Origin of the sequence: Bifidobacterium hominis (assembly GCF_040095915.1) — a bacterium.
In the GTDB taxonomy this organism is placed as follows: Bacteria; Actinomycetota; Actinomycetes; order Actinomycetales; family Bifidobacteriaceae; genus Bifidobacterium; species Bifidobacterium hominis.
The window spans coordinates 97,856-122,574 of sequence record NZ_JBBMFR010000007.1 but is presented as its reverse complement, the minus strand read 5'-3'; the positions used below and the strand labels follow the sequence as shown (position 1 = coordinate 122,574).

Annotated in this window: 19 protein-coding genes, 1 other RNA gene and 2 pseudogenes; 6 read left to right on the top strand and 16 right to left on the bottom strand. The window is 56.4% G+C overall.

Annotation, left to right across the window (positions count from 1 at the left end):
* Positions 1 to 33 precede the first annotated feature (33 nt).
* On the top strand, positions 34 to 609 hold the full coding sequence (locus WMO36_RS06475) for a hypothetical protein (RefSeq protein WP_099571493.1): 576 nt from the start codon (positions 34 to 36) through the stop codon (positions 607 to 609).
* 174 nt (positions 610 to 783) lie between these two features.
* Here the strand turns inward: WMO36_RS06475 and trpD are convergent, their stop codons facing one another.
* The 3 genes from trpD to hpf all read right to left on the bottom strand — a co-directional run bounded on the left by trpD (position 784) and on the right by hpf (position 5,859).
* Positions 784 to 1,839, bottom strand: a complete 1,056-nt coding sequence (gene trpD, locus WMO36_RS06470; RefSeq protein WP_349077174.1) for an anthranilate phosphoribosyltransferase — start codon at positions 1,837 to 1,839, stop codon at positions 784 to 786.
* A 259-nt stretch (positions 1,840 to 2,098) separates the two neighbouring features.
* Positions 2,099 to 4,975: a preprotein translocase subunit SecA gene (secA, locus tag WMO36_RS06465; RefSeq protein WP_349077173.1), complete on the bottom strand. Its 2,877-nt coding sequence runs from the start codon at positions 4,973 to 4,975 to the stop codon at positions 2,099 to 2,101.
* 212 nt (positions 4,976 to 5,187) lie between these two features.
* Positions 5,188 to 5,859 carry a ribosome hibernation-promoting factor, HPF/YfiA family gene (gene hpf / locus WMO36_RS06460; protein ID WP_099571268.1) on the bottom strand — a complete coding sequence of 224 codons (672 nt, stop codon included), beginning with the start codon at positions 5,857 to 5,859 and terminating at the stop codon, positions 5,188 to 5,190.
* 177 nt (positions 5,860 to 6,036) lie between these two features.
* Here hpf and rnpB point away from each other — a divergent pair.
* An RNA gene (rnpB, locus tag WMO36_RS06455) (RNase P RNA component class A) lies at positions 6,037 to 6,399 on the top strand.
* 73 nt (positions 6,400 to 6,472) lie between these two features.
* On the opposite strand, the gene WMO36_RS06450 is transcribed toward rnpB, so the two are convergent.
* The 9 genes from WMO36_RS06450 to miaB form a co-directional block, all read right to left on the bottom strand.
* Complete coding sequence (locus WMO36_RS06450) at positions 6,473 to 7,153, bottom strand: regulatory protein RecX (RefSeq protein WP_099571269.1); 681 nt, start codon at positions 7,151 to 7,153, stop codon at positions 6,473 to 6,475.
* 3 nt (positions 7,154 to 7,156) lie between these two features.
* Positions 7,157 to 8,338, bottom strand: a complete 1,182-nt coding sequence (gene recA, locus WMO36_RS06445; RefSeq protein ID WP_144164030.1) for a recombinase RecA — start codon at positions 8,336 to 8,338, stop codon at positions 7,157 to 7,159.
* A 254-nt stretch (positions 8,339 to 8,592) separates the two neighbouring features.
* The gene (locus WMO36_RS06440) at positions 8,593 to 8,826 is read right to left on the bottom strand and encodes a DUF3046 domain-containing protein (RefSeq protein WP_180753391.1); all 234 of its coding nucleotides are present in this window, start codon (positions 8,824 to 8,826) and stop codon (positions 8,593 to 8,595) included.
* Positions 8,827 to 8,916: 90 nt separating this feature from the next.
* A complete protein-coding gene (locus WMO36_RS06435) occupies positions 8,917 to 9,429 on the bottom strand; it encodes a helix-turn-helix domain-containing protein (RefSeq protein ID WP_144164028.1) in 513 nt (170 codons plus the stop codon).
* 59 nt (positions 9,430 to 9,488) lie between these two features.
* Positions 9,489 to 10,055, bottom strand: a complete 567-nt coding sequence (locus tag WMO36_RS06430) for a CinA family protein (RefSeq protein WP_099571272.1) — start codon at positions 10,053 to 10,055, stop codon at positions 9,489 to 9,491.
* A 7-nt stretch (positions 10,056 to 10,062) separates the two neighbouring features.
* The gene (gene pgsA, locus WMO36_RS06425) at positions 10,063 to 10,743 is read right to left on the bottom strand and encodes a CDP-diacylglycerol--glycerol-3-phosphate 3-phosphatidyltransferase (protein WP_144164026.1); all 681 of its coding nucleotides are present in this window, start codon (positions 10,741 to 10,743) and stop codon (positions 10,063 to 10,065) included.
* A 67-nt stretch (positions 10,744 to 10,810) separates the two neighbouring features.
* On the bottom strand, positions 10,811 to 13,609 hold the full coding sequence (locus tag WMO36_RS06420) for an FtsK/SpoIIIE family DNA translocase (protein ID WP_349077172.1): 2,799 nt from the start codon (positions 13,607 to 13,609) through the stop codon (positions 10,811 to 10,813).
* A 138-nt stretch (positions 13,610 to 13,747) separates the two neighbouring features.
* Positions 13,748 to 14,731, bottom strand: a complete 984-nt coding sequence (gene miaA, locus WMO36_RS06415) for a tRNA (adenosine(37)-N6)-dimethylallyltransferase MiaA (RefSeq protein WP_099571497.1) — start codon at positions 14,729 to 14,731, stop codon at positions 13,748 to 13,750.
* Positions 14,732 to 14,774: 43 nt separating this feature from the next.
* Positions 14,775 to 16,229, bottom strand: coding sequence for a tRNA (N6-isopentenyl adenosine(37)-C2)-methylthiotransferase MiaB (gene miaB, locus WMO36_RS06410; protein ID WP_180753701.1), 1,455 nt, complete (start codon positions 16,227 to 16,229; stop codon positions 14,775 to 14,777).
* A 132-nt stretch (positions 16,230 to 16,361) separates the two neighbouring features.
* Between miaB and WMO36_RS06405 the strand changes: the two genes are divergently transcribed.
* A complete protein-coding gene (locus WMO36_RS06405) occupies positions 16,362 to 17,090 on the top strand; it encodes a GTP pyrophosphokinase (RefSeq protein WP_099571274.1) in 729 nt (242 codons plus the stop codon).
* On the opposite strand, the gene WMO36_RS06400 is transcribed toward WMO36_RS06405, so the two are convergent.
* The 4 genes and pseudogenes from WMO36_RS06400 to WMO36_RS08375 form a co-directional block, all read right to left on the bottom strand.
* Positions 17,077 to 18,072: a DMT family transporter gene (locus WMO36_RS06400; protein ID WP_349077170.1), complete on the bottom strand. Its 996-nt coding sequence runs from the start codon at positions 18,070 to 18,072 to the stop codon at positions 17,077 to 17,079. The two genes, WMO36_RS06405 and WMO36_RS06400, sit on opposite strands and share 14 nt — an antisense overlap.
* Before the next feature lie 118 nt (positions 18,073 to 18,190).
* Entirely contained in the window at positions 18,191 to 19,024 is an 834-nt protein-coding gene (locus WMO36_RS06395) for a Bax inhibitor-1/YccA family protein (protein WP_349077169.1), read from the bottom strand.
* 689 nt (positions 19,025 to 19,713) lie between these two features.
* Positions 19,714 to 20,946 carry an AAA family ATPase gene (locus WMO36_RS06385; RefSeq protein WP_435374691.1) on the bottom strand — a complete coding sequence of 411 codons (1,233 nt, stop codon included), beginning with the start codon at positions 20,944 to 20,946 and terminating at the stop codon, positions 19,714 to 19,716.
* Positions 20,947 to 20,952: 6 nt separating this feature from the next.
* Positions 20,953 to 21,075: pseudogene (locus WMO36_RS08375) on the bottom strand (toprim domain-containing protein); the annotation flags it as partial.
* Between the two features lie 359 nt (positions 21,076 to 21,434).
* Between WMO36_RS08375 and WMO36_RS06380 the strand changes: the two are divergent.
* The 3 genes and pseudogenes from WMO36_RS06380 to WMO36_RS06370 all read left to right on the top strand — a co-directional run bounded on the left by WMO36_RS06380 (position 21,435) and on the right by WMO36_RS06370 (position 24,701).
* Positions 21,435 to 21,854, top strand: a complete 420-nt coding sequence (locus tag WMO36_RS06380; RefSeq protein ID WP_099571277.1) for a nuclear transport factor 2 family protein — start codon at positions 21,435 to 21,437, stop codon at positions 21,852 to 21,854.
* Positions 21,855 to 22,300: 446 nt separating this feature from the next.
* A pseudogene (locus WMO36_RS08370) lies at positions 22,301 to 22,537 on the top strand (response regulator transcription factor); the annotation flags it as partial.
* 52 nt (positions 22,538 to 22,589) lie between these two features.
* Entirely contained in the window at positions 22,590 to 24,701 is a 2,112-nt protein-coding gene (locus WMO36_RS06370; protein WP_144171070.1) for a GmrSD restriction endonuclease domain-containing protein, read from the top strand.
* Positions 24,702 to 24,719: the final 18 nt, after the last annotated feature.

Genomic DNA, 24,719 nt, shown 5'->3' with positions numbered 1-24,719 from the left:
CGGATGGGCATCCGCTTGATTAAAGTTATCAGTATGACTGACCTCAACAATAGCAATGCCGATGAAGAACACCCAAATGCCGAGTCGCATGATGGAGGGAATGTTCCCTCCTCTGATGCGAACGATCTGGATGCCGCTTGGGCAGAGTTCGCCAGTTCCCATGCCGACGATTTGAAGGCCGTGGAGCACTCGCGAAGTGCGAAGCGTTTCGAGAAGCATGCGCAGCGACGCGAAAAAGAGGCGCTGCTATCGATTCAGGATCTAGATCAGGGCACATTCACCGACGATATGCCGCAAAATCGTGGACCACGCGATTTCACGGGTTCCAGCTGGTTGGACACCGATAGCATGATGGACCGTTATGGAGATGATTTCGTGCCTCCGAATCCTGAAATCGGGCATGTCAAGATATCGAAACTGGTGTTCTGGGTGCTTTTGGTCGTCGGTGTCGCTGGTATCATCGCTTCCGTGTTCATGCCTGCGTTGGCGGCGATTCTGGGGTCGATTTTCGGCTTGTGTGCATTGGTTGGCGCTGCAGGGCTTATTGTGCAGCACAAAGGACACTCGCAGACTCGCTTTGATGAGTTTGATGATGGCGCGAGGGTCTGATTTCGGTCCTTTCTCCACCGCGCATATTCTCATAACATCATAAGAATCCCGGCAACAGAATTTCCATATCGAAAGCCTCGCATCAGAAAAATGCGTGTGCGGCACCGGATATTTCGATGCCACACACGCATTTGCTATTCAGTTATTGGTAAATACCGATCAGAAAGTCTTGAATCAGGCATTTTTCTTCGACTGAGCGGTGGCGATCCATTGATTAAGCAACGCGGATGCCTTGCCGGAGTCGACGGTCTCTTCGGCGATGGTGTAGGCCGCTTTGAAACGATCGGCGAGGCTGGCTTCCGTTGGCACCAAATGTCCATCGGCGACAATCGCGGATGCCGCATTGAGCAGAGCGGTAGTGCGGAACGGCACGTCCTTGCCTGCGAGGAAGTCACGGAATAGTTGGGCATTAAGCTCCGGTTCACCACCCTTGAGGTCGGCAACGGTCACTTTGGCGAGACCGAGTTCAACGGTTGGATCAAATTCATTTTCCGTGACCTTGCCGTCCTCGAACTCCCAGACGGACACCGGGCCAGTCGGAGCCATCTCATCCAAACCTTCGTTGGAGGTGTAGACCATACCGGTCTGACCGTTCGCCGCATATACTTCGGCCATAATCGGGCTCATCTTGCGATTGGCGCAACCGACCGCCATATGCTTCGGAGCGGCAGGATTGGTCAGTGGACCCAGCACGTTGAACACGCAGGGCACTCCCAGCGCGGCACGAATCGGACCAACGAAACGCATCGCCGGATGGAAGGTACGTGCGAAAGCGAAAGCGATGCCACACTCATTGCCAACTTGGGCAACCTGCTCCGGATCCAGATCAAGAGGCAGTCCCAACGCCTCGAAGCAATCGGCGGTGCCGCACTTGGAAGAGGCTGCGCGATTGCCATGCTTCACGACTTTCACTCCGGAGGCGGCAGCCACCACCGCACCCATGGAAGATAGGTTCACCGTTGCAGCACCGTCACCACCAGTGCCGACAATGTCAGTGGTCTCCCCCTCAATGTCGAGCTTGATGGCGTGGTCTATCATGGCTTTGGCCGCTCCGCGAACCTCGCCCGAGGTCAAGCCGAGCTGCTGCTGAGTTGCCAGGACCGCGCCAACGTCCGCCGGATTGGCGTTGCCGTTCATAAGGTCATCGACGAACCACTCGGATTCCTCGGCGCTTAGATGGTCCCCTCCGACCAGCTTAGTGAGGATCGACTTCCATGTGATTTCGTCCATGATGCCCTCCTTGACGCTTCGGCACGTCATATCGTTGTATGATGCCGCTTATTGTATCGGGTCTACGTTTCTTGGTTTTCCAACGTCCATATCACGAACAGATGATTACACAAACCGTCCCACTTATAAAATGCACAGACAATTCCGATATTGATCTCACGTATATCAGATGGCAAAAGAACGAATTAAAAAAGCGGTCTGCGAAAAATCCGCAGACCGCCTTCGCCATGCGCGAATCATCAACGCACTATCTCATGCGTCACTGCTCGTTCTGTCCGTGGCACATCTTGTACTTGCGACCGGAACCACACGGACACTGGGCGTTCTTGCCAGTTCCCGGGAAGGTACGGCCATCCGCCCATGGGGAGTGCAATTCCGCGCTCTTCGGACGCTTGTTGGCCGGAACTTTGCCTTCGGCGTGGCTGATCGGCTGCATGCCAACGATGCCAGGTTCGTTCTTCTGCTCGTCGGCCAGTTCGTCGATGACGGTCTTTTCGGACTCATCATCGGTTTCCGGCTCGGCAGGAGCAATTTCGCCGGTAGGTTCGGTCTCGCCTTCCAGTCCCATCACCGCTTCAGCCGCGTTCACGGCCTCATCCTCGTCGGATTCGGTATCGGTGTCTTCGGTGGTGGCGACACGATCGATATCGACATGGAACAGCAGCTGGATGGTCTCCTCCTTGATCGCTTCGATCATGGAGTTGTACATCTGGTAGCCTTCGCGCTGGTATTCGACCAGCGGATCACGCTGGCCCATGCCACGCAGCCCGATACCATCCTTGAGATAATCCATCTCATACAGGTGTTCACGCCACTTGCGGTCAAGAACCGCGAGCACGACACGACGTTCCAGCTGGCGCAGACCCTCTTCACCAAGCTTGCCTTCGAAGTCGATATACTGGTCCTTGGCGTCGGAAACGATAAGCTCCTGCAAGGCCACGACGGCCTTGTCTCCCTTGAGCTTGGAGACAGCATCCTTGGCCGCTTCCGGTTCGACGGCAATCGGGTACACGGCGTTCAGAGCCTTGAACAGGCCTTCCCAATCCCAATCCTTCGGCTTGTCAGAGCCCTTGTTGGCGCCCTTGATGTAGCTCAATACCGTATCGTCGATGAACTTGAGGATATCCTCGTGGATGTCCTCGCCCTTCAGTACGGCCTGACGCTCGGCGTAGATGACGGTGCGCTGCTTGTTCATCACATCGTCGTACTTGAGCACGTTCTTACGGATTTCGAAGTTGCGCGATTCCACGGCCTTCTGCGCGGTGCGCACGCCCTTGGAAACGCTCTTCGCCTCGATCGGCTCGCCTTCCGGCATGCCCTTGGCCATAACGCGAGCCACGAGCTGCGTGTTGAACAGACGCATCAGATCGTCTTCGAGCGACAGATAGAAACGGGACTCGCCCGGATCGCCCTGACGTCCGGAACGGCCACGCAGCTGATTGTCGATACGGCGGGACTCGTGACGCTCGGTACCAAGCACGTACAGACCGCCGAGCTCGACGACCTCTTCATGCTCGTCCTTGACCTGCTCCTTGATTTCGGCCAGGGTGCCCGGCCAACGCTTTTCATACTCGTCCGGAGTGTCATCCGGAGAGTAGCCTTCGGACTTGAGCTTCGCATCAGCGAGGAATTCGACGTTGCCGCCGAGCATGATATCGGTACCACGGCCTGCCATGTTGGTAGCCACGGTGACGGCGCCCTTACGGCCTGCGACGGCCACGACGGCGGCTTCCTTGTCATGCTGCTTCGCGTTCAGCACTTGGTGAGGAATGTTGGCAACGTCAAGCAGGGACGACACGATTTCAGAGGATTCCACGGAAGCGGTACCCAGCAGCACCGGCTGGCCCTTCTTGTGGCGCTTGGCCACATCACGCACGATGGCGGCCAGCTTCTCCTTCTTGGTACGGAAAATCAGATCGTCCTTGTCTTCGCGAATCATCGGCTTGTTGGTCGGAATCGGGAGCACACCCAGCTTGTAAGTGCCCATGAACTCCGCAGCCTCGGTTTCTGCAGTACCGGTCATGCCCGACAGCTTGTCGTACATACGGAAGTAGTTCTGCAGGGTAATGGTGGCGAAGGTCTGGTTCTCAGCCTTGACTTCCACGTTTTCCTTGGCTTCGATGGCCTGATGCAGACCCTCATTGTAGCGACGACCCGGCAGGATACGGCCGGTGTGTTCGTCGACGATGAGCACCTCGCCGCCGGTCACCACGTAATCGCGGTCGCGCAGGAACAGTTCCTTGGCCTTGATGGCGTTGTTCAGGTAGCCGATCAGCGCGGTGTTGTTCGGCTCGTACAGGTTGTCGATGCCGAGATAATCCTCGATCTTGTTGATGCCTGGATCAAGAATGCCGACAACCTTCTTTTTCTCGTCGACCTCATAATCCTCGTCGCGGGTGAGCTTGAGCACCAAACGTGCGAACTGGCGGTACCAACGGGTCACGTCACCTTCGGCCGGACCGGAAATGATCAACGGGGTACGGGCCTCGTCGATGAGGATGGAGTCAACCTCATCGACGATGGCGAAGTGGTGGCCGCGCTGCACCAAATCGGACTTTTCCCACGCCATGTTGTCGCGCAGGTAGTCGAAACCGAACTCGTTGTTGGTGCCGTAGGTGATGTCGGCGTTGTACTGCTTGCGGCGCTCCGGCGGCTTCTGGTTGGTGATGATGCAGCCGGTGCTCATGCCAAGGAAGCGGTAGACACGGCCCATGAGTTCGGCCTGATAGCTTGCCAGATAGTCGTTGACGGTGACGACATGCACGCCTTGGCCGTCAAGCGCGTTCAGGTATGCCGGCAGGGTTGCCACAAGGGTCTTGCCTTCACCGGTCTTCATTTCGGCGATGTTGCCCCAGTGCAATGCCGCGCCGCCCATGAGCTGCACGTCGAAGTGACGCAGACCCAAGGTGCGCTTGGACGCCTCACGTACGGTGGCGAAGGCTTCCGGCATCAGCTTGTCGAGTGATTCGCCGTTGTCGAGACGCTGCTTGAACTTGGCGGTCTGTCCCTTAAGCTCCTCGTCGTTGAGCGCTGCGATCTCGTCCTCCAGCGCGTTGGTTGCCTGAGCGACGTGCTCAAGCTTCTTGATCTGTCGGCCTTCGCCCATTCGCAGGGCTTTGTCAACGATATCTACCACAATCACTCCCTTTGTGTATGTGAGTTACCTTGTCCGAGACTAGTCGCTATTTAGCGATTTTCGAAAAACATCGTCCATTTTACGTAATTTCCAGCGTGTTGCATCTTCCCGCCATTTAAAGCACCTTCTCAAACATGAAAAGAGGCTCGCACGTACGACGCGCGAGCCTCCGTTCGGTCAGATCATCTCCCTATCCAACCATGTTGCATGTCTTACTTTGCCACGTTCTCCGGGGTGTCGATCTCGAAGACGCCATAGCTCCAGCCGTGACGATGGTAGACAACGGACGGACGGCCGGTTTCCTTGTTCACGAACAGGAAGAAATCGTGTCCGATCAGTTCCATCTCATACAGTGCCTCATCGATGGTCATCGGCTCCGCGATATGCAGCTTGCGACGGATGACGATCGGAGTGTCGCCTACCTGGACCTCGACGGACTCGCCTGGACCAAGTTCGGCGGCGACGGCGTCGGCCGGGCTGTTGTTCGGCTCTTCGACCTCTTCCTCAGCGGTCTCCTCGACTTCCGGAGTCGGCTCGACGACGCCAAGATCAACCGGGACCGGATCGCTGTAGCCACGACGATGATCCTTGCGACGATCACGGGTGCGACGCAGACGGAGGGTCAGCTTGTCGAGAGCCATGTCCAAAGCGCTGAACTCGTCGGCGCTTGAAGCCTCGGCACGCACCACAGTACGACCGGCGATGACAGTGATTTCAACGCGCTTGGCAGTATCGGCCTGACGCGGATTGCCCTCATGCGACAGCACAATCTGAACACGCTGCGCATCCGGAGCGATAGCGGTCACACGATTCATCTTGCTTTCGACAACGTCACGGAACCTTTGCTTGATCTGCGTATGACGTCCGGTAACGACGATTTCCATGTGGACCTCCCTAGACTCAAGCGGTGTTACCCGCTATATACGGACCAAACAGCTGCTTCGCTGTTCGGTAGTCAACATTGTAGCCGCAACATTGTGATTTCACTGAAAAGTTGACGAAAGAAAAATAAAGTTTTTTTGATTTTCCTTTCGTCCGTTTTCTTGCTATCATAGTGCGTTTGAGACCTCTTGATGGCCGCGACCGATCCGTCGGTTGAGGAACTTCCGGGCTCCATAGAGCACGATGGCGGATAACGTCCGCCCAGGGCGACCTGAGAGATAGCGCAGCAGAGAACAGACCGCCTATCGGTTTCGACCGGTAGGTAAGGGTGAAACGGCGGTGTAAGAGACCACCGGGCCACTGGTAACAGTCGGCCGCATGGCAAGCCTCATCGGGAGCAAGGCCAAGCAGAAGGCGTTTGAGGGCTGCTCGCCCGAAGCCTTCGGGTAGGCTGCTAGAGCCTGGCGGCAACGTCAGGTCGAGATGGATGGCCATCCGTGCCTAAGGCACGACAGAACCCGGGGTATAAGAGGTCTCACTCCCTTATCGCATCGACCGATCCCCGTGGCGAAACAGTGTTCAAAAACCGCATAGCCACTATGCGAATCAGCCGTTTCAGACGAACAATTCCTGTGCGATTTCCCGCAGAACTTCAGGATTATGGCCTTTCCTACCACCAGCACTCCAGAACCGTCTTTTACGCACCTCGACATCCAATCCAGCAGTTTTTCTCGCCGTCCGACGTCCCAGCTCCCATGCGGCCTCGGCGAACACGCCTTGGGATTCGGCCTCATCGCACACACGTTGCGCAAGCTGGCGGTCCACACCTTTGCGTTTGAGCTCCATAACCGCTCCCCTATGCCCCATCAGTCGTGATGCGCAGTACCGCACCGCGGACTGGGCGTACGCCTCGTCATCGATGAGACGAACCCGAATCAGTCTGGCAATCACATCGTCCACTATTTCAGGAGCGTACCCTTTGCCAACGAGTCGCTCCCTCACCGCACCTGACGGACGCGGCGCCGCATCAAGCAACCGGAGGGCGGCCTCCCTGCACGCATCCAGATTATTCGGATCGTCAGGGGTTCGCGACACGCCGACCACGACACGCCCTGCGTGTCGTGCGTGTCGCGCACGCTTCGGCGTGTCTTCTTCATCATTGCGCAAAACCTGTCCGCAGCCGGATTCGATTCGGTCGTCCTGCAGCCGCCCGCCGCAGGCAAGGGCAGGGCCCCCAGCCTCGGACGATACCGGCTGGAGGCCCTGCTGTTCAAGAAATTGCTCGGCACTGATCATACGTCATGCCTTGTCGGCGGTCTTGGAAGACCTTGCCGCGCCCTTGGCCGTTTCCGGCTTGGCAGCAGATTTCGCCTTTTCCTCGCCCTTGGCATCCTTCGCCGACGCATCGTCACTATCCTCGGCGAATTGGTCGGTAGGCTCAATGAGGCCGAATTCGGCTTTCACCTTATTCTCGATCTCTTCAGTGAGCTCCGGGTTGTCTTTGAGGAACTGACGCACGTTCTCACGCCCCTGCCCCAGTTGATCGCCACCATACGTGAACCACGATCCAGACTTCTTCACGACATTGACCTGCAACGCCATGTCAAGTACAGATCCTTCTTTGGAAATCCCCTCGCCGTACAGCACGTCGAACTCAGCAGTCTTGAATGGTGGAGCCATCTTGTTCTTGACGACCTTGACCTTGGTGCGGTTGCCCACAGCCTCGTCGCCGTTCTTGATGGTCTGGATGCGACGAATATCCATGCGGACGGACGAGTAGAACTTCAATGCCTTGCCACCGGTGGTCGTTTCCGGATTGCCAAAGAACACGCCGATCTTCTCACGAAGCTGGTTGATGAAGATGGCCGTGGTGCCCGCCTGAGCCAAAGCGCCAGTCATCTTACGCAATGCCTGGCTCATCAGTCGCGCCTGCAAACCGACGTGGCTGTCGCCCATTTCACCTTCGATTTCGGCCTTCGGCACCAATGCCGCCACGGAATCGATGACGATCACGTCAAGCGCTCCAGAACGAATCAGCATATCCGCGATCTCCAGCGCCTGTTCGCCGTTATCGGGCTGAGAGACGATTAGCGAATCCGTGTCGACGCCAAGCTTGCGCGCATAGACAGGATCAAGTGCATGCTCCGCATCGATGAACGCGGCGACCCCACCGTTTTTCTGAGCATTAGCCACCACATGCAGCGCCAGCGTGGTCTTGCCGGAGGATTCCGGACCGTAGATCTCCACAATACGACCCTTCGGCAAACCTCCGATGCCCAATGCCATATCCAATGCCAGTGATCCGGTAGGAATCACCTCGACATCCTGCTCGGGACGATCGCCTAATCGCATGGCTGACCCCTTGCCGAAACTCTTCTCGACCTGCGCAAGCGCCGTATCAAGCGCGGCCTGACGACGCGGGTCGATGCCGTTCGCGGACTTGTTCTGTGCGGCTCCCTTTGCCGCGCTCGTCTGTGCCATGACTACTCCTTCTGCCGACTATGACGAATGGTGGCTTCACCGTAAGGCCACAGCATTCGTTCTTGCAAATCCAACGACCGTTGTGGTCGGAAGACATGCAATCCAACGAGTCATAAACCAACATTCCTTGGAAAATCAACATTCTCACGCGACTTGAGGAATTTGGAAACAGCCCGTTTATGTTGTTGTCTGTGGATAACTATATCCCAACATGCGAACATCTGTTCGAAAAGGTGTGTTGTATTCGAAAAAACTCAACGAACCGGCATGGGAGGCGCGTTATGATCTTTGCCCCAACGTTGGGAATCCGGGATGCCCATCTGGTCGCATAGCACATTCCAGACCACTCGAGGCTCCTCGCCCGCACTGAGCGCGTCGACCGCCGTCATACCGCCAAGGCGATCAAGTACCTGATCATGAGCCAACGATCGACCATAGCTACGTCCGAGCACTTCCTCAAGCAACTGCCAAAATTCACGTTCCTGCACGCGCCCCAGTGTACACAGACTTGATTTATATACGAAAAGAGAAACGCCCAGCGAACAATCGCCGGGCGTCATCATGTCATATTCCACAAATCAGACAGTCACGGAATCAAGATAGTCAGCCACCATGCGAAGCATCTGGGCTGTGGACAACCCCAAGGACTGCGCGATGGACGACAGTAGCTCAGAGCTGGCTTCCTTCTGCCCGCGTTCCACTTCGGAAAGGTACCCCAACGACACACCGGCCTTTTCGCTGACCTCACGAAGCGTCCTATGGTCTCGCGTGCGCAGGTCACGCAGCACATGACCGATGGCCTCGCGCAACGAAACCTCCTTGGCCTCATCAGACTGCTCCGGAGCATGCTGCACAGCATGCGTGCGTACACGCTCGGAGTCCTCTTCCTGCCACATTCGCGTCAACGCGGCCTGACGCTCGTCCTTGGCTTTCTTGGCCGCACGAGCACGGAGCACCTGCTGCTGCGCGAACATCACCGCACGCCTCTGAGCTGGTGTGAGTTCCCTGACACGAGCCCCGGCAGCCTGCGCGGTTGCGGGGGCCATAGCCTTGAGTTCCCTCTGTTCTTCGGTGAGTGTCATCGTTTCCATTCATCAGCCCCTTTTCGTGCGTACGTCTGTCCATTATGGTCAACACTCATCTTTGTAGATTATTCCTGTGAATCCACTGAAAGCTCCCTCAGTTTTTGCAGAATACAATGCACGACTCCACGCCGTACGCTTTCCCTATCTCCCTGCAGGCGCAGCTCGAAAGCCTCCGTTCGCCTGGAGCGAACAGATCCAAAACCGTCCGGCAGGGAACAGCCGACGTAGGCAAGTCCCGCAGGCTTGTCTCCGTCAGGTCCAGGACCTGCAACACCGGTGGTCGACAATCCGACGACACAATCGCCGTCCTCCCGCTGCCGGTACAGCCTCGCCGTTCCGAAAGCCATCTGGCGCGCCACTTCGGGATGGACAGCCCCCTCTCGGCGCAACAACTCGGCATCCACACCAAGAATCGACGCCTTGGCGCGAATGTCGTATGTCACGGCGGAGCCAAGAAACACTTTCGACGCCCCCGGCACACGCACGAAAGCATCGGCCAGCAAACCTCCCGTCAACGACTCGGCCGCCGCGATTTTGAAACGATTGGTTTCGCAATATGCAAGAACGGCCGCCGCCAATTCATCGCATTGCGATTGGTTGGCGGCAGCCGTCTGGTTCAAGGATTCAACCATGAATACCCTACTTGGTTTCTTTTCCGGTCTTGTCTGCGGGCTTCTTACGACCGCCGAAAGTATTAACCAGATACTCGCCGCCGGAATACAGGCAGAGAATCAGCGCAAGATAAATCAGCGCGTACGTGATGATGTAGTAGACGGTCATCCACATCGGGATGTCGTTAAACCCTTTCGGAGCCAAGCTCCACATCGGCAGCATCAACATAGCCAGACCGATGCACTGGCAGAGCGTCTTGTACTTGCCCGCCTGGGATGCGGCGATAACCTTGCCGCCCGTGTCGATCACGAAGAAGCGCATGATGGTGATACCGATCTCACGAATCAGGAACAGGGCGGTCACGACCCATCCCAGCACCGGATTACCGAATTCGTTGAAGATGGCGGCAACGATCAGTGTGCCACAGGTGAGCAGTTTGTCGGCGATCGGATCCATCAGCTTGCCAAGTTCAGTGACTTGGTTGTATTTGCGAGCCATCCAACCGTCAAGCTTATCGGTGCATGCCGCGATGATGAAGATGACCGCGGCAACCCAACGCATGGTGACGTTGTCCACGCCCCACGCGCCGGCTTTGGCGTACAACACCAAAAACACAATGACCAAGATGATACGAGAGAAGGTGACAAGGTTCGGCGGCGCATTCCAGCCGTCAAGCAACGATGATTTGCGTTCTTCTTGCTTTTCCATACCGTTCACGTTACCCTGACACTTCTACTTGCTTACCAATTTGCGTTTCATACGGAGCGTTCCCCGATCACATCGCTTCTTCGGAATCCGCTGCCGAAGAAGCTGCCGAATTCAGCGACGAGGTCTCGCCTTTGATGAAGGCGAGCACCTGCGGCAGGTCCTGGGGCTGCACCAACACCTCGCGTGCCTTGGACCCTTCGGACGGCCCCACGATGTCACGCGACTCCAGCAGATCCATGAGACGTCCTGCCTTGGCGAATCCGACGCGCAGCTTGCGCTGCAACATGGATGTCGAGCCGAACTGCGATGTGACCACCAGTTCCGCCGCCTGCAACAGCACGTCCATATCGCCGCCGATGTCTTCATCCGGTTCGATGGCCTTCTTGTCGGCTTCCTTGGACATTTCCTCGATATCTTCGCGGTAATGTGGCTTGCGTTGGGTGCGCACGAACTCCACCGCACGACGGATTTCCGATTCGTCGACCCATGCGCCCTGCACACGCAACGGTTTGGCCTGTCCCATCGGCAGGAACAGCGCATCGCCCTGCCCGATCAGGGTTTCCGCTCCGGTGGAGTCGAGGATGACTCGAGAATCCGTGGCGGACGAGGTCGCGAAAGCAAGCCGTGAAGGAATATTCGCCTTGATCAGACCGGTGACCACATCAACCGACGGACGCTGAGTGGCGAGCACCAGATGCACACCTGCCGCTCGCGCCAGCTGCGTGATGCGCTGAATGGAGCTTTCCACATCGTTCTTGGCCACCATCATCAAATCGGCCATCTCGTCGACGACCACCAGGATGTACGGATATGGGGCGACCTTCCGCTTCGACCCGGCCGGCGCATGCACTTTGCCCGCACGCACGGCCGCATTGAAATCCTTGATGTGGCGGAATCCGAAGAATTCAAGATCGCCGTAGCGGGCATCCATCTCCTTGACCACCCATTCAAGCGCCTGCGCGGCCTTCTTCGGATCGGTGATGATCGGGGTCAGCAGATGCGGTATGCCCGCGTAAGCGGACAGTTCCACTCGTTTCGGATCAACCATGATCATGCGCACTTGGTCAGGCGTCGCCCTCATGATCACAGATGTCAGCATGGAGTTGATGAAACTGGACTTGCCGGAACCGGTGGCGCCTGCCACCAGAAGATGCGGCATCTTGGTGAGGTCGGCCGTTACAAAATGACCTTCCACATCCTTGCCCACGCCTGTGAGCATAGGGTTCGGATCATTCCTTGCCTTGTCCGAACGAAGCACGTCGCCAAGCACCACGGTTTCACGGTCGGTGTTCGGTATTTCGATGCCGATGGCAGACTTGCCTTCGATCACCGACAGGATGCGCACGTCGGAGCTGGCCACCGCGTAGGCAATGTTTTTCTGCAGATTGGTGACCTTCTCCACTTTCACGCCAGGACCAAGCTCCACCTCGTACATGGTTACGGATGGACCGCGCAGGAAACCGATGACTTTGGCATCGACGTTGAATTGCTGGAAGGTGACCGTAAGCGCGCGAATCACACGATCGTTCTCCGGCGTGTGCACGGCGTGCGGTGCGCCTTGCTTCAGCATGCCGAGGTCAGGTAGATGGTATGGGCCTTCCGGAATCTCGTCGGATTCATCGGAAACGCCTTCTTCTCTCAAACCGCCATTCAGATCGTCTACGACCTCGTTGGTCGCCGCATCGACCATGACCTGCGTTCCGTTGGATGTGCCGTTCTCATCGATGACCGCCCACGGATCGTCCGCAGCCACGCCGATTGACTTGATTTCACTGGATGGCACCGCTCCAACCATCGCAGGGACGGTTTCTGGAATTTTCGGCATGGTGCCACTTGCAATTCCGATCGGATCTGACGAAAGGGAACGCGCCACAGGCATCTGAGTCATGACGACGGTTCCGCCAGAATCCTGAGCGGAATGTTCGCTGGATGAAATGCTGCGCGGCTGCGAAACACTCTGATATGGTTCGTCAAGCATGGTTTCCGCCGTTTCGCCATGTCGTTCGGCGGCATTGCGAAACGCCTCATCGCCGTCATAGTATTCGAGTCCGCCCTGAGCGCCCTGTTTCTTGGTTTTTGATGATATCAACTGCTTTAAGCGAGAAAACAGCATCGGTTTCTTCTCTTCGGCTGCCACATCGTCGGTCCCATCATGCGCCGGCACTCCCTCGGCAAAGGACAGCGTGGTATCTCCGATGCGCACCTCATTCGGGAATTGCTCAGTCTCGTCATCGTCCGTCTTATTTGCACCGAAACCAAAACGGGACATCAACGCGCATATTTTGTCGGGAACCTCATCAACCCGCGTACGGGTGATCAGCAACAGCGAAAACAGAATGACGACCGCGAAAATAACGATGGCAAATGCTTTGGAAAGCCCCCATGCCAACGGGCAACCAAGCACGTAGCCGAGCAATCCTCCCGATTTCTGCAGCAGTGCCATATCGAAGCCTTGGATGTCGGACGCGAGTGCCGCGTCAAGTATGGAACAGACAGACCACAAGATCATGGACCATCCCGTCGCCATACGCGCATTGTCGCTTTTGCGCTGGGTCTTATGCATAAGGCTGAACACCACTAGCATTAGGAAAACCGGCAAAATGATGCTCATCAGGCCAAACAATCCGGAGGCCATGGCATGGAGCGCCCGGCCGAACGCACCTTGCACCCGGAACCATTCCGAGGCGCAGAACAGCACCGCGAGAATCACCAGAACAAAACATGCGATGTCGCGCCTGTACTTGGTCAAGACGCCCATCACTGGCGATGGTTCGACCGCGTCCATGACCTTGGTCTCGCCGGAACGGGCCTTGCCAGCGGATCTTTTGCCGCTGGATTTCGTGTTGGAAGATGCTGTTCGTGCCATAACGGTCATGATTTTACCCATGGGATGAACCATGACATGTCATTTCCTCGAATCGCACACATTTTCTAACTTAAGGCAGAGGGGAGGCATGATACTGCGAATGAAACCCCGTTGCCGATATGGCAGCGGGGTTTCATTTCAGGCGAGGTCTCCGAGATGATGCTGGGTGTAGGCGTCCGCCTGCACGTCTATGGCGTCGTAGGCGCCTGCATCGGCATGCTCGATGATGGCCATCGCATTGTCTAGCAGCGCCGGATTGAGCGCTTGGAGCCAGTGGATGCGCGGGTCACGGCCGAACCATCCCATCTGTTTGCGTGCCAGACGCTTCGTTTTCTGTGCGATGTCCATGAACGTGTCGTTCAGGTCACGCAACCCGTCCAAATAGTCGACGACCTGCTGGTAACCGAGCGCTTTGGCTGCGGTGATGCCCAGTTTGGGGCGTATGCGCTCCACTTCTTCGATGAATCCGCCTTCGAGCATCTGCTTGGTGCGAATGTCGATGCGACGGTCCAGTTCCTCCCGAGGCAGATCGAGACCGATTTGCACGGTAGGAATGACGTACCGATAGTGCGGAAGGCTTGCCGAATAGGGACGTCCCGTCACTTCGATGACTTCCAGCGCGCGGATGGTTCGTCTCGGATTGTGCGGGTCCATGCGTGCCGCCGCTTCGGGATCCTTGGCCTTCAGCTCGTCGAACAGCGCGCCCGCACCTTCGGCTTTCTCCCGTTCCTCAAGCGCCTTGCGTACTTGCGGGTCGGTGCCGGGGAAGGAGATGTCGTCGATAGCCGCCCGTGCGTACAGGCCGGAACCTCCAACAAGGATCGGACGCACTCCCCTGGCCTGTAGTTCGGCTATTTTCTCGCGGGCGAGCTCTTGGAACCGCGCCACGGACATGGCATCGTCCGGTTCGATGATATCGATGAGATGATGCCTGACCTGCGCCTGCTCCTCAGGGCTCGCTTTGGCCGTACCGATATCCATGCCCCGATACATCTGGTATGCGTCGGCGTTGATGATTTCCGCCTGTTCGCCTTTGCGCGCCAACGCTTTGGCGACGGCAATGCCCAACCCGGTTTTGCCGGATGCGGTTGGACCGACAATGGATACGACCTTACGCTGCAAGGCAGGATCGGCATCCCCTGTTTTGCCTGCTGTTTCAGAAGTCTCAGTGTCGAACGGCATAGGTCTGCCCCGCCTTCAAATCGGGATCGGCGATGAGATTGTGGCGCCCCGCATGGGTGATGGTGGCGGTCACGAAATCGCCTACCTGCGGCATTGGCTCGCCTTCGGGCACACCGACATGCACGAGCACGCCGGTTTTCTCTCGCCCGGTGACGCGATGGGTTGCGGCATCCTTCTTGCCGGATGCGCCGGTGACCATCACTTCGACGTCACGGCCTTCGAAGGTTTTGAGATTTTCTTCGGTGATTCGTTCCTGCAATGCCACGAGTCGTTCGAACCGGTCTTGGGCCACGTCGTGCGGCACCTGCTCCATTTCGGCGGCCGGAGTGCCTGGGCGCGGCGAATAGATGAAGGTGAATGCGGACGCGAATCTCGCCTCTTCCACCACGCGCAAGGTTTCCTGGAAGTCCTCTTCGGTTTCACCCGGGAAACCGACGATGATGTCGGTGGAAATCTGCGCATCCGGCATTGCCTCACGAATTTTTCGCAGAATGTCAAGGAACTTCGCGGAACGATACGACCGGCGCATGGCGCGCAGGATTCGGTCGGATCCGGACTGCAGCGGGAAGTGCAGCTGGTGCATGACATTGGGCGTTTCGGCCATGGCTGCGATCACGTCATCGGTGAAGGCGGCGGGATGCGGCGAAGTGAATCGCACGCGCTCCAATCCTTCGATCTCACCGCATGCGCGTAATAGCTTGGAGAAGGCGAAACGGTCTCCGATGCCGTAACCGAACGAGTTCACGTTCTGGCCGAGCAGCGTGACTTCCTTGGCTCCTTCATCCACGCACTGGCGAATTTCGGCAAGAATGTCTCCCGGGCGACGATCATGTTCCTTGCCTCGGGTGGTAGGCACAATGCAGAATGTGCAGGTGTTGTTGCATCCGACGGAGATGGCCACCCAGCTTGACACCTTCGACGCACGGTCGGTGGGAAGCTGGCTTGGGAAGTAGTTGAGTTCCTCTTTGACCTTGACCTGAGCATGGCCTTCGATACGTGCCTGATCGAGCAGCTGCGGCAGTGAGCCGATGTTCTTCGTACCGAACACGGCATCGACCCACGGCGCTTTTTTGGCGATTTTCTCACGGTCGAGCTGTGCCATGCATCCGCCGACTGCGATCTGCAGGTTCGGGCGCTGGCGCTTCATTTCGGCCCACAGGCCGATGGTACCGTACATGCGCTCCGCCGCGTTTTCTCGCACCGCGCACGTGTTCATGACGATGAGATCCACGTCATGGTCGAGGTATTGCCCCTCGGTGGCGGGCACGTAGCCGTCCGCTTCAAGCACGCCTGAGATACGTTCGGAATCGTGCACGTTCATCTGGCATCCGAGGGTGTGCACATAGAACACGCCTTTGCCTCTCGTGGCGGTGTCTTCTGCGGTAGGTTCCGCGAGTTTCGAGGCGCGCTCCGCCTCGGTCATCATGTCTTCGTTCATAGTGTTCCATGCTATCGGCAGGGATTCCCAGCACGCGCCGTACTGTGCTTGGCATGTTGAAGGATTGAAGGAATAACGTTTTTTCAGCGCTTTTCCAGTTTTCCACGCCCCTTTTGGGTACACTATGGAACCGTGATACTTGATAGACAGAGCCGCATCAATACCAGTGAACTGCAAGCGCGATTGAAATCGATAAATTTCGACGATGGTTCGTTGCCATCCAATCAGATCACCGAGTTCATCGATCAGATGCAGGTGTACGAGGGTGCGATGTATGAGATTAGCACCAAGTTGGAGATTCTTGATTCCGAATTCCAGGTACGTTTCTCCCACAATCCCATCCATCACATGGAACGCAGGCTGAAGTCCATCAATTCCATTCTCGGCAAGCTGGAACGTAAGGAGCTGCCGCTGACGGTGGAGTCGATCAAAGACAATCTGTTTGATGTGGCCGGCATTCGCGTGATCTGCAATTATCGCGATGACGTGTATTCAGTATCGAATTATCTGTCTGCCCAGAACGATATTCAGGTGTTGCGCGTGAAGGATTACATCAAGAATCCGAAGCAGAATGGTTACCGTTCGCTGCATGTGATTTACGCGGTGCCTGTTTTTCTGTCTTCCGGACCGCATTACACGCCTGTGGAGGTGCAGTTCCGCACTATCGCCATGGATTATTGGGCGAGTTTGGAGCACGCTCTGCGCTATAAGACGGATCTGCCCGACACGAAGCTGTCGGAGCATTCGCAAACGCTGCTTGATTGTGCGAGGAGTCTGCAGAATATCGAAACGCAGATGCAGAACATCCACCGCGACATTAATGGCGCGCCTCAGGCTGGCGAGGCCCCTAAGGCCGATTGACGTCCGCCTGCCTGCATTTGACCGCGTGCAGAAGCTGGTCGATGGGCAGCTGGGCAAGTATGGTGCCCGCGAAGATGAGCGCACAGCCGATATAGGCTCGGGTGGTCATGATCTCGCCAAGCAGGAGTGCGCCGCCGACCGCGGAGAAGAACGATTCGAGCGACATGATCACGGACGCTCTGGTCGGGGTCACAAGTTGTTGCCCTACGACCTGAAGCGTATAGGCTACGCCAGCGGAGCAGACGCCCGCGTAGACGATGGCGATCCAACTTTGCGCGGCACCGGCCCAGTCGATGGATCCTTCGATGATAGAGCCGATCCAACTGAGGATCGCGGTGGTGGTGATCTGCCCGAATGAAAGCAGGATGGGGTCCATGTCTCGCCCGAAGGTGTCTATGACGAGGATGTGCCCAGCGAAGAGAACCGCGGTGAACAGCAGCACCATGTCCGCCAGGGTGATGGATCCGAATCCGTCGGTGACGCACAGCAGGTAAAAGCCGATAACGGAGATGGCGACGCTGATGACGACGCTGAGGTGCACTCGTCGACGCAGTATGACGAAGGCAAGCAGCGGAGTCATGACGATGTATAGCGCGGTGATGAAGCCAGATCGTCCCGCCGATCCGGAGTAAAGGATGCCGTATTGTTGGACGGTGCTTGCGGTGAAAAGCACGATTCCGCAGATGATGCTGACCACGATGGGATTGCCGGCCCATTTCGGCATGGCGACGATTGCGCCGTTGCCGAGGGTGATGGACGGTTTTCCCTGGGTTTCACGGCGTTTACGCTCTTGTTCCGCTATGGTGCTGCGGCGAACCCAAAGCAACGGTATCAGCGAGATGGATCCGAGGGTGAATCGGGTGGTTCCGAAGAACAGCGGTGTTGTGGAGTCCATGCCTTGCACTTGCGACACGAATGCGAATCCCCAAATGAGGGCCGCCAGTACGAGGCATGCCATGCCGCCAATCTCTTTTCTCTGCATGAGCACCCACCGTAAAGCATGTCTTTGACCAACGGATAAAGCCTGGCCACATTCTGGTCAGGCTTTATCCGTTACGTTGACCGAGGAGCAATTCCGAGGACGCTCCGTCATTTGGATTTCAGTCGCGATTGCCAAGGAGTTGGAGAATATACATGAACATGTTCACGAAATCCAAATACAGATTCAGCGCGCAAAGGATGGAAACCTTCTTGACCATTTCGGGGCCTTGGGCGGAATACTGTTCAAGCATCGCGCGGGTGGCTTGGGCGTCGTAGACGGTCATACCAGCGAAAAGCAGAAGGCCGATGGCAGAGACGATCATGAGGGTGGTGTTGCCGGGGGCGAAGATCATGAGAATCACTTCGGCGATGATGAGCACGATGAGACCGACGAAAAGGATGGGGCCGGCCTTGAGCATATTGATCTTGGTGGTGCGTCCGAACATGGTGAGCGCGAAGAAGAAGCCGGCGCACAATGCGAGGGAAATGCCGATGGTGCCAAGATCGTAGGCCATGAAGATGGTGCTGAGGGTGAAGCCCATGAGCGCCGCATACACGTAGAACATGACGTATGCGGTGGAGACCTTCATTGTATGGATGCGCGCGCCAAGGTAGATGGCAAGCACGATTTCAATGATGGCGGGGGCGAAGATGCCGATGATGCCCGTGGTTTGGATGAGTGCCAGGTATGCGCCGCTCATTTGGGTGATGATGGCGACCACGGCGGTGACGATCAAACCGAGGGTCATGTGCGTGTATGCGCTGTTGACGGAACTGCGTTCGGCCTGCTCGTAGGAATAGGTGGCCTGCACGTTGACCGCGGCGGTACCGTTCGGCGTGTAGGCGTATTGCGGCTGCGCATTGTACTGGTTGTACTGTTGGTTGTACTGGTATTGATTGTTGAAGCCGTTATTCTGGGCGTTGTTACCCTGGGGCTGCTGACCGAATGCCATAATCGCTCCTTTTTGCTCGATTGCGCATCACGATACGGCATTTTCCTGACGATTTCATGAATATTGGCTTAATCTCGTATTTTCTTCAAAGCCCGCATAGGTTTCGCGTTCGACACGGGGAGTGTGCCGGACGCGAAAGACTGGGACATGCCATGTCAGATGGCGAACTTGTGCGTCACTTTGGCGGTGTCGAGTTCCTGACCGTTTTGGAAAACTTTCGGACCTTCCCCCGTCGACGTACCGGTACGCACCAGAATCTGGTGCACCATACCGATGATGGCGTGCGCTAGTTTCGCCTGTCTGGCGCAGGCATCTTTCGCGTCCCAACAGTATGCGCAGGATAGCGCACCTTATTTATGGATGATCCTATGCGCGCTCGTTGCGATTTCTTCGGGCTTGATCCTTCTGTCCCGCAATAGCCACCCGCAGGCAGTGTTCTGGACCGCATGCCTACTGGTGGTGGTGCTCCCCTTCGATTCGCTGATCGTGCTTATGGCATTGACTCCGCTGCTCGCCAGGCGTCAGGATGTCAAGATGACGCTTCGTTCCGTATTGACCGCAGCGGCGGCGACCATCTGGTCCCAGGTGCGCGATGCGTTGCAGTCTGCCGAATTGACCCGCGATTCGCTGTTGCGGTTGATTGGTGACGTTCGTGCCACGGGCATGCGGATCGACACGTGGATCGATATTCAGCAGTTGGGCCAGTTAGATGATTCCATCAGCATGATCGCGTATCGTGTGGTGCAGGAGGGGCTCACCATGAAGCGTTTTGTCAAGTGCTTTTTTGAGTTATTGACGCAAATTATCGTGAAAGTGCGAAAGTGCAAAGTGCAAAGGGTCTGCTTTTGCACTTTCAGCTTGCGGGTTCGGGGGGCTACTCCTTCTTGATGAAGTTGTACCATCGAACCGCCCACGCGCCTTGCGCCTAAAACCGCGCTCATGTTGCGCTTGGCGTTCTGCACCGTTCTCTCGGATATTCCGGCTTCGGCTGCGGCTTTTACAATGTCCTCGCTGGCAAGCTCTTTCCCGTCTGCAAGCAGGTCAAGTATCAGCCTTTCAGCCTGTTCGGTTTTGGTGGCGCTGTTGCCGCCCGCGCCGGACAGCAGCTCGTCGGCGGTGATGTCATATTCGCCTACCCACGAAAAGACCGTTTCGGGGTCAAGACAGAACGCCATCGGCTTGCCCTCCGGCGCAAGAGAAGATTTGTCATGCACGATTGCCCGGATATTCGGCTCACGCTTCACGCACCCGATCAGCAAGACGCTCCTTGCTGCGGCGCGAAAGTCGATAGAACCTAATCCCCGGTATGCGCTCTGCCCTCCGGCTGATTTGTTTAAGTGTCCAATAAGCACAACGGCGCACCCGGTACACTCCGCAACATCGGCAAGGCGGCGGAACATGGGGCGCACTTCGTTTGCCCGGTTCATGTCGGTTTTTTCGCCCATGTACGCTTGTATGGGGTCAAGGATAATCAGACGCGCCCCGTTCTGTATGATTGCTTTCTCTATGCGCTCGTCGGACAGGGTAAGCTCCCGTTTTGCTTCATCAATCACAAGCACCCGGTCAAGGTCTGCGGCAGCTTCTATCAAGCGGGGCTTGACGGTATCGCCCAAACCGTCCTCGGCGGTCTGATAAATCACTTGAAACGGCTGCATGGGCTTCATGCCCGGAAGCATCCCGCCAGTGGTGCAGGCAGCGGCAAGGCGCAGCGCAAATGTGGTCTTTCCCTCGCCGGGGTTGCCCTGTACTATGGTTATTTCCCCAAAGGGGATATACGGTTTCCATAGCCATTCGACGGTCTGTGTGTCAATCTCGCTCATGCGGATAATCTCAACGATTTCCTCCTGTGGTGGCTCTTTCAAGCCGTAGACTGCTTCCCGCAAAAACTTTCCGTCTGTGATTTCCGCCCGGTGCTGCAACACCTCGTTCCAATCCTTGAAAAGAGGGATAAGCCGGTGGACGGCGCAGCCCTCCGGCATGAGCTTCACGAGGCGGCTGCAAGCGTCGTTTCCGGCTTCGTCGCTGTCAAGGCAGAGATAAACGGTCTTGATGTCCGGCGGTTGGGCTGCGCCTTTTTCTCCTGTCAGCAGTTCAACGGCTTCGGTGAAGCTCTTGCCGAAAACTCCATGACAAAATCAACGGGGCCGCCGCCTTTGCTTTGGCTGTGGCGATACCATTTGTTTCCCCGGACGGTCAGGCTGTCGTGCCGCGTCCAGCGGTATTCCTGTCCGGCGCGGGTAAGCTGCTCGCCCTGTGATTGCAGGAACAAAACGGTCAGCTTAGTTCGCCCGGTCTATCTGTTCTTGGGTGTAATACATAAGTTTTGATACCTCGCTTTCTATGGTTGAATTGTTCATAGTTTTGATGTAGAACGAAACCGAAAAATCGGAAGTTAGTGAGGTGCCGGATTGTGAATGAAAGAGAAAGAATTATTCACTTATGGTTTGAAATGTGGCTTACAAAACAGGATTTAGGTATTGATAATATTTTTGCAGAAGATGTAATTTATACTGAAAGTTGGAGTCCAAAATATAATAACCGTCAAATCGTAAAGCACTGGTTTCAGGAATGGAATACTCGTGGCAAAGTCGTTGCTTGGGAAATCAAACAATTTTTCCACAAAGGAAATCAGACGATTGTGGAGTGGTATTTCAAAAATGAAATGAACAATGGGAGCATAGAGGAATTTGATGGAATTTCCCTGGTTGAATGGACAAAGGATAATAAAATAAAATCATTGAAAGAGTTTGGTTGCAATTTGAATAATTATAATCCTTATGAGCATAGTGACTTGCCCGAATTTAGGGACGAAAGAGCAAGTTGGTTTTAATATTAGGAATCAATAGCGTCCATTTTATCGGAAAACATTTAGGACGGACAGGCAAAGCAATGCGCGTAGACATGCGCTTGGAACGCCGGTGACGTTGCAGGTCAATGCGAATCCTTCACAAGGAGTGCATGTGCATGTCAGCAATCCGACGATATCGCAATCTCATCCCGATACGGCAAATCCAAGGAAGGGGGCTGGACTTCCCAGTTTGGCGGAACGTGTTCGGAGAGCTGGTGGAGCATGCCAATATGGTTTTGACCAACATAACGTCTTCCACCTTGATGTGCGACTACCATGGGTTGGGTGAGCACCGAGCGTAACCATGACGAGCAGCCGATCACCGTCGGCGTGATTGATGATGATCCGATGATCTGCCAGATGATGCGTTTGATTTTGGAGGATTATTCCTCCGGACGCATCAGCGCTGTGTTCACCTGCACCAGCAACAGACTCAGTCCCGACGTGACGAAGCACGCGCCATGCTCGACGCTTTGCCGGAGCGCGAACGTGAAGCGGTCATCCTCGCGGCCGAAGGATTCGCAAATGCAGAAATCAGTGAAAGAATGTTCATTTCCGAACGCACGGTCAAAGCGCATCTTTCATCAGCCGCAGACAAACTCTACATGGGCCGCGTGCAAATGGCCCGCCTAGTGGAACGCGCCAACCTGCCGCCACGACTATGACATCACACACTCGTACACTTGAACACAGAGCAACGCAACGAGGGGGAACGCCATGTCAATCAACGCAACGGAAAAACCATTAGGCAAGATTTTCACTTCGGATTACCGATTCGTCATCCCATCATTCCAACGCGCGTACACCTGGCAAACGGAAAACATCGCGCAACTGGTCACCGATCTGCAGGACGCATGCCACGATCCGGACACACCGTATTTCCTCGGATCGCTAATACTCGTCCATGATGGACAAACCAAATACCAGGTCATCGACGGACAACAACGCCTCATCTCACTTTCCATCATCATTTCCGTACTACGCGAACTGGAAGACGACCCCGAACTCATCGAAAGCCTCAACGACCTCATCGTCGAACCGGGAGACAAACTACGCGGCATCAAAGCCGAGCCACGCCTCAAACTACGCGAACGCGACACCAATTTCTTCCGCATGTACGTGCAGGAAGGCGATCTGGAAGGACTGTTCGACCTGCGCGACAACGACATCGAATCGCACGCGCAACGCAACATCGCCATCAACACCAGACAAGTATTCGACGAACTCGCGAAAATGCCAACCCAAGACCGCCGCGCATTCGCCTCATACCTCGTCAACGAAGTCACCCTCGTCATCGTAACCACCGACGACCTCGCCGGCGCACACCGCATCTTCGACGTCATGAACATGCGCGGAGTGCCCCTCACCGCATCCGACGTATTCAAAGCAAGAACCATCGCGGAAATCTCCCCAGCCGCACGCAACGCCTACGCCTCCCGATGGGACGACATCATGGACCCGCTCGGCGATGACGCACAAACACTCGAAGCGTTCTTCAGCGATATCCACCTCATCATCTCGCATAAAGCCGTCTGCACGCAACTGCTTGAGGAATTCCGCAAAGACGTGCTCAAACCGTACGTCAAGAAACAGAACGTCATCTCCTTCATCGACGATCTGCTAGCCCCCTACGCCAACGCCTGGCGCATCATCGACCATCCGACCGATGCCAACCTGCCAGATGACATCATTGGCCAACTCGTATCCCTCAACGACTACCAAACCACCGACTGGAAACCAGTAGCCATGTGGGCACTCGTCAACTCCATACGCAACCTCGGCAACCCCGACACACGCATATTCTCCGCTCCAGGCACACACGCGCCAACAGCCACACGCACCTCGAAAAAAGACCTCGAAGAACCACAGCTGCACGACCTCGAACGACTCCACGACGTACTCGCGGCCCTGGAACGCGCAACCGGTGTGGATAGTCTCAACAGACAAACCCCACTCAGCCGCCGCACACGCTCAGCCAGCACCATTCGCGACCTCGACAAAAACCACACCATCCAACAAATACGAGGACTGCTCATCACCGACGAAGACCGCCGCAGCGCGCTCGCCCACCTGCGTGGCGAGTTGCAGACCAGTCCCACCATGAAGAAACTGCTGCTGGTACGCGCCAACGAGCAGCGAGCCGGACATCGTATCATCCGTCCACGTAGCCTCAACGCGTTGCCGATCATGCCGGAGCAGGTGGCTTCCGATTCATCGTTCGCCGCATGGCCTGAGGCGACGCGCGACCATTGGACCAACCGCATCGGCAATCTTGCGCTCAGCCAGGCCAACGACAAGCAGATCGCAGAATTGGCCTCCTATGAGGACCGTCGTGACCGCATGCTGCTGTCATCGAGTTCAAAACGGTTCCCACTCACCGCGGAGCTGGCCGATATCGCGGACTGCACGCCTCAAACCTTGCAGTATCGACAGGATGAGACCGTTCGTCTGATCGCCGACTATTGGAATATCCGCTATGATGCCGAACGCAATGATCTGTCCACGCTCAGCGAGGAATCGTTGAGCGTTAAGAACACGTCCACCTCGCCGACGTCCAAACGTGTGTCCATCGCGCAGGTGCTCGCCGCTGGTCTGCTCATTCCCGGCGAGACGCTGGTGTGGGATCGGCCTCGCAAGGGCGAACGTTGGGTGGCAACCGTCACCGCGGAAGGCAAGCTGCGCATGGATGACGGCAACGAATATTCCACGCCAACCGCGGCCGCACGCGCCGTCGGCGGCAGTTCGGCGGGATTAACCGTATGGAAGCGCACGTCGAACGGCCAGAAGCTCAGCGACGTGTGGAAGGCCTATCGCCTACGCAAGCACTGAAACCGCTGTTCGTTTTGA

Excerpts from the sequence above, each read along its gene's own strand:
- WMO36_RS06475 (WP_099571493.1), top strand. The coding sequence starts at position 34 with ATGACTGACCTCAACAATAGCAATGCCGATGAAGAACACCCAAATGCC.
- trpD (WP_349077174.1), bottom strand. The coding sequence starts at position 1,839 with ATGGACGAAATCACATGGAAGTCGATCCTCACTAAGCTGGTCGGAGGG.
- hpf (WP_099571268.1), bottom strand. The coding sequence starts at position 5,859 with ATGGAAATCGTCGTTACCGGACGTCATACGCAGATCAAGCAAAGGTTC.
- WMO36_RS06450 (WP_099571269.1), bottom strand. The coding sequence starts at position 7,153 with ATGATCAGTGCCGAGCAATTTCTTGAACAGCAGGGCCTCCAGCCGGTA.
- recA (WP_144164030.1), bottom strand. The coding sequence starts at position 8,338 with ATGGCACAGACGAGCGCGGCAAAGGGAGCCGCACAGAACAAGTCCGCG.
- WMO36_RS06435 (WP_144164028.1), bottom strand. The coding sequence starts at position 9,429 with ATGGAAACGATGACACTCACCGAAGAACAGAGGGAACTCAAGGCTATG.
- WMO36_RS06430 (WP_099571272.1), bottom strand. The coding sequence starts at position 10,055 with ATGGTTGAATCCTTGAACCAGACGGCTGCCGCCAACCAATCGCAATGC.
- pgsA (WP_144164026.1), bottom strand. The coding sequence starts at position 10,743 with ATGGAAAAGCAAGAAGAACGCAAATCATCGTTGCTTGACGGCTGGAAT.
- WMO36_RS06420 (WP_349077172.1), bottom strand. The coding sequence starts at position 13,609 with ATGGCACGAACAGCATCTTCCAACACGAAATCCAGCGGCAAAAGATCC.
- miaB (WP_180753701.1), bottom strand. The coding sequence starts at position 16,229 with ATGAACGAAGACATGATGACCGAGGCGGAGCGCGCCTCGAAACTCGCG.
- WMO36_RS06400 (WP_349077170.1), bottom strand. The coding sequence starts at position 18,072 with ATGCAGAGAAAAGAGATTGGCGGCATGGCATGCCTCGTACTGGCGGCC.
- WMO36_RS06395 (WP_349077169.1), bottom strand. The coding sequence starts at position 19,024 with ATGGCATTCGGTCAGCAGCCCCAGGGTAACAACGCCCAGAATAACGGC.
- WMO36_RS06370 (WP_144171070.1), top strand. The coding sequence starts at position 22,590 with ATGTCAATCAACGCAACGGAAAAACCATTAGGCAAGATTTTCACTTCG.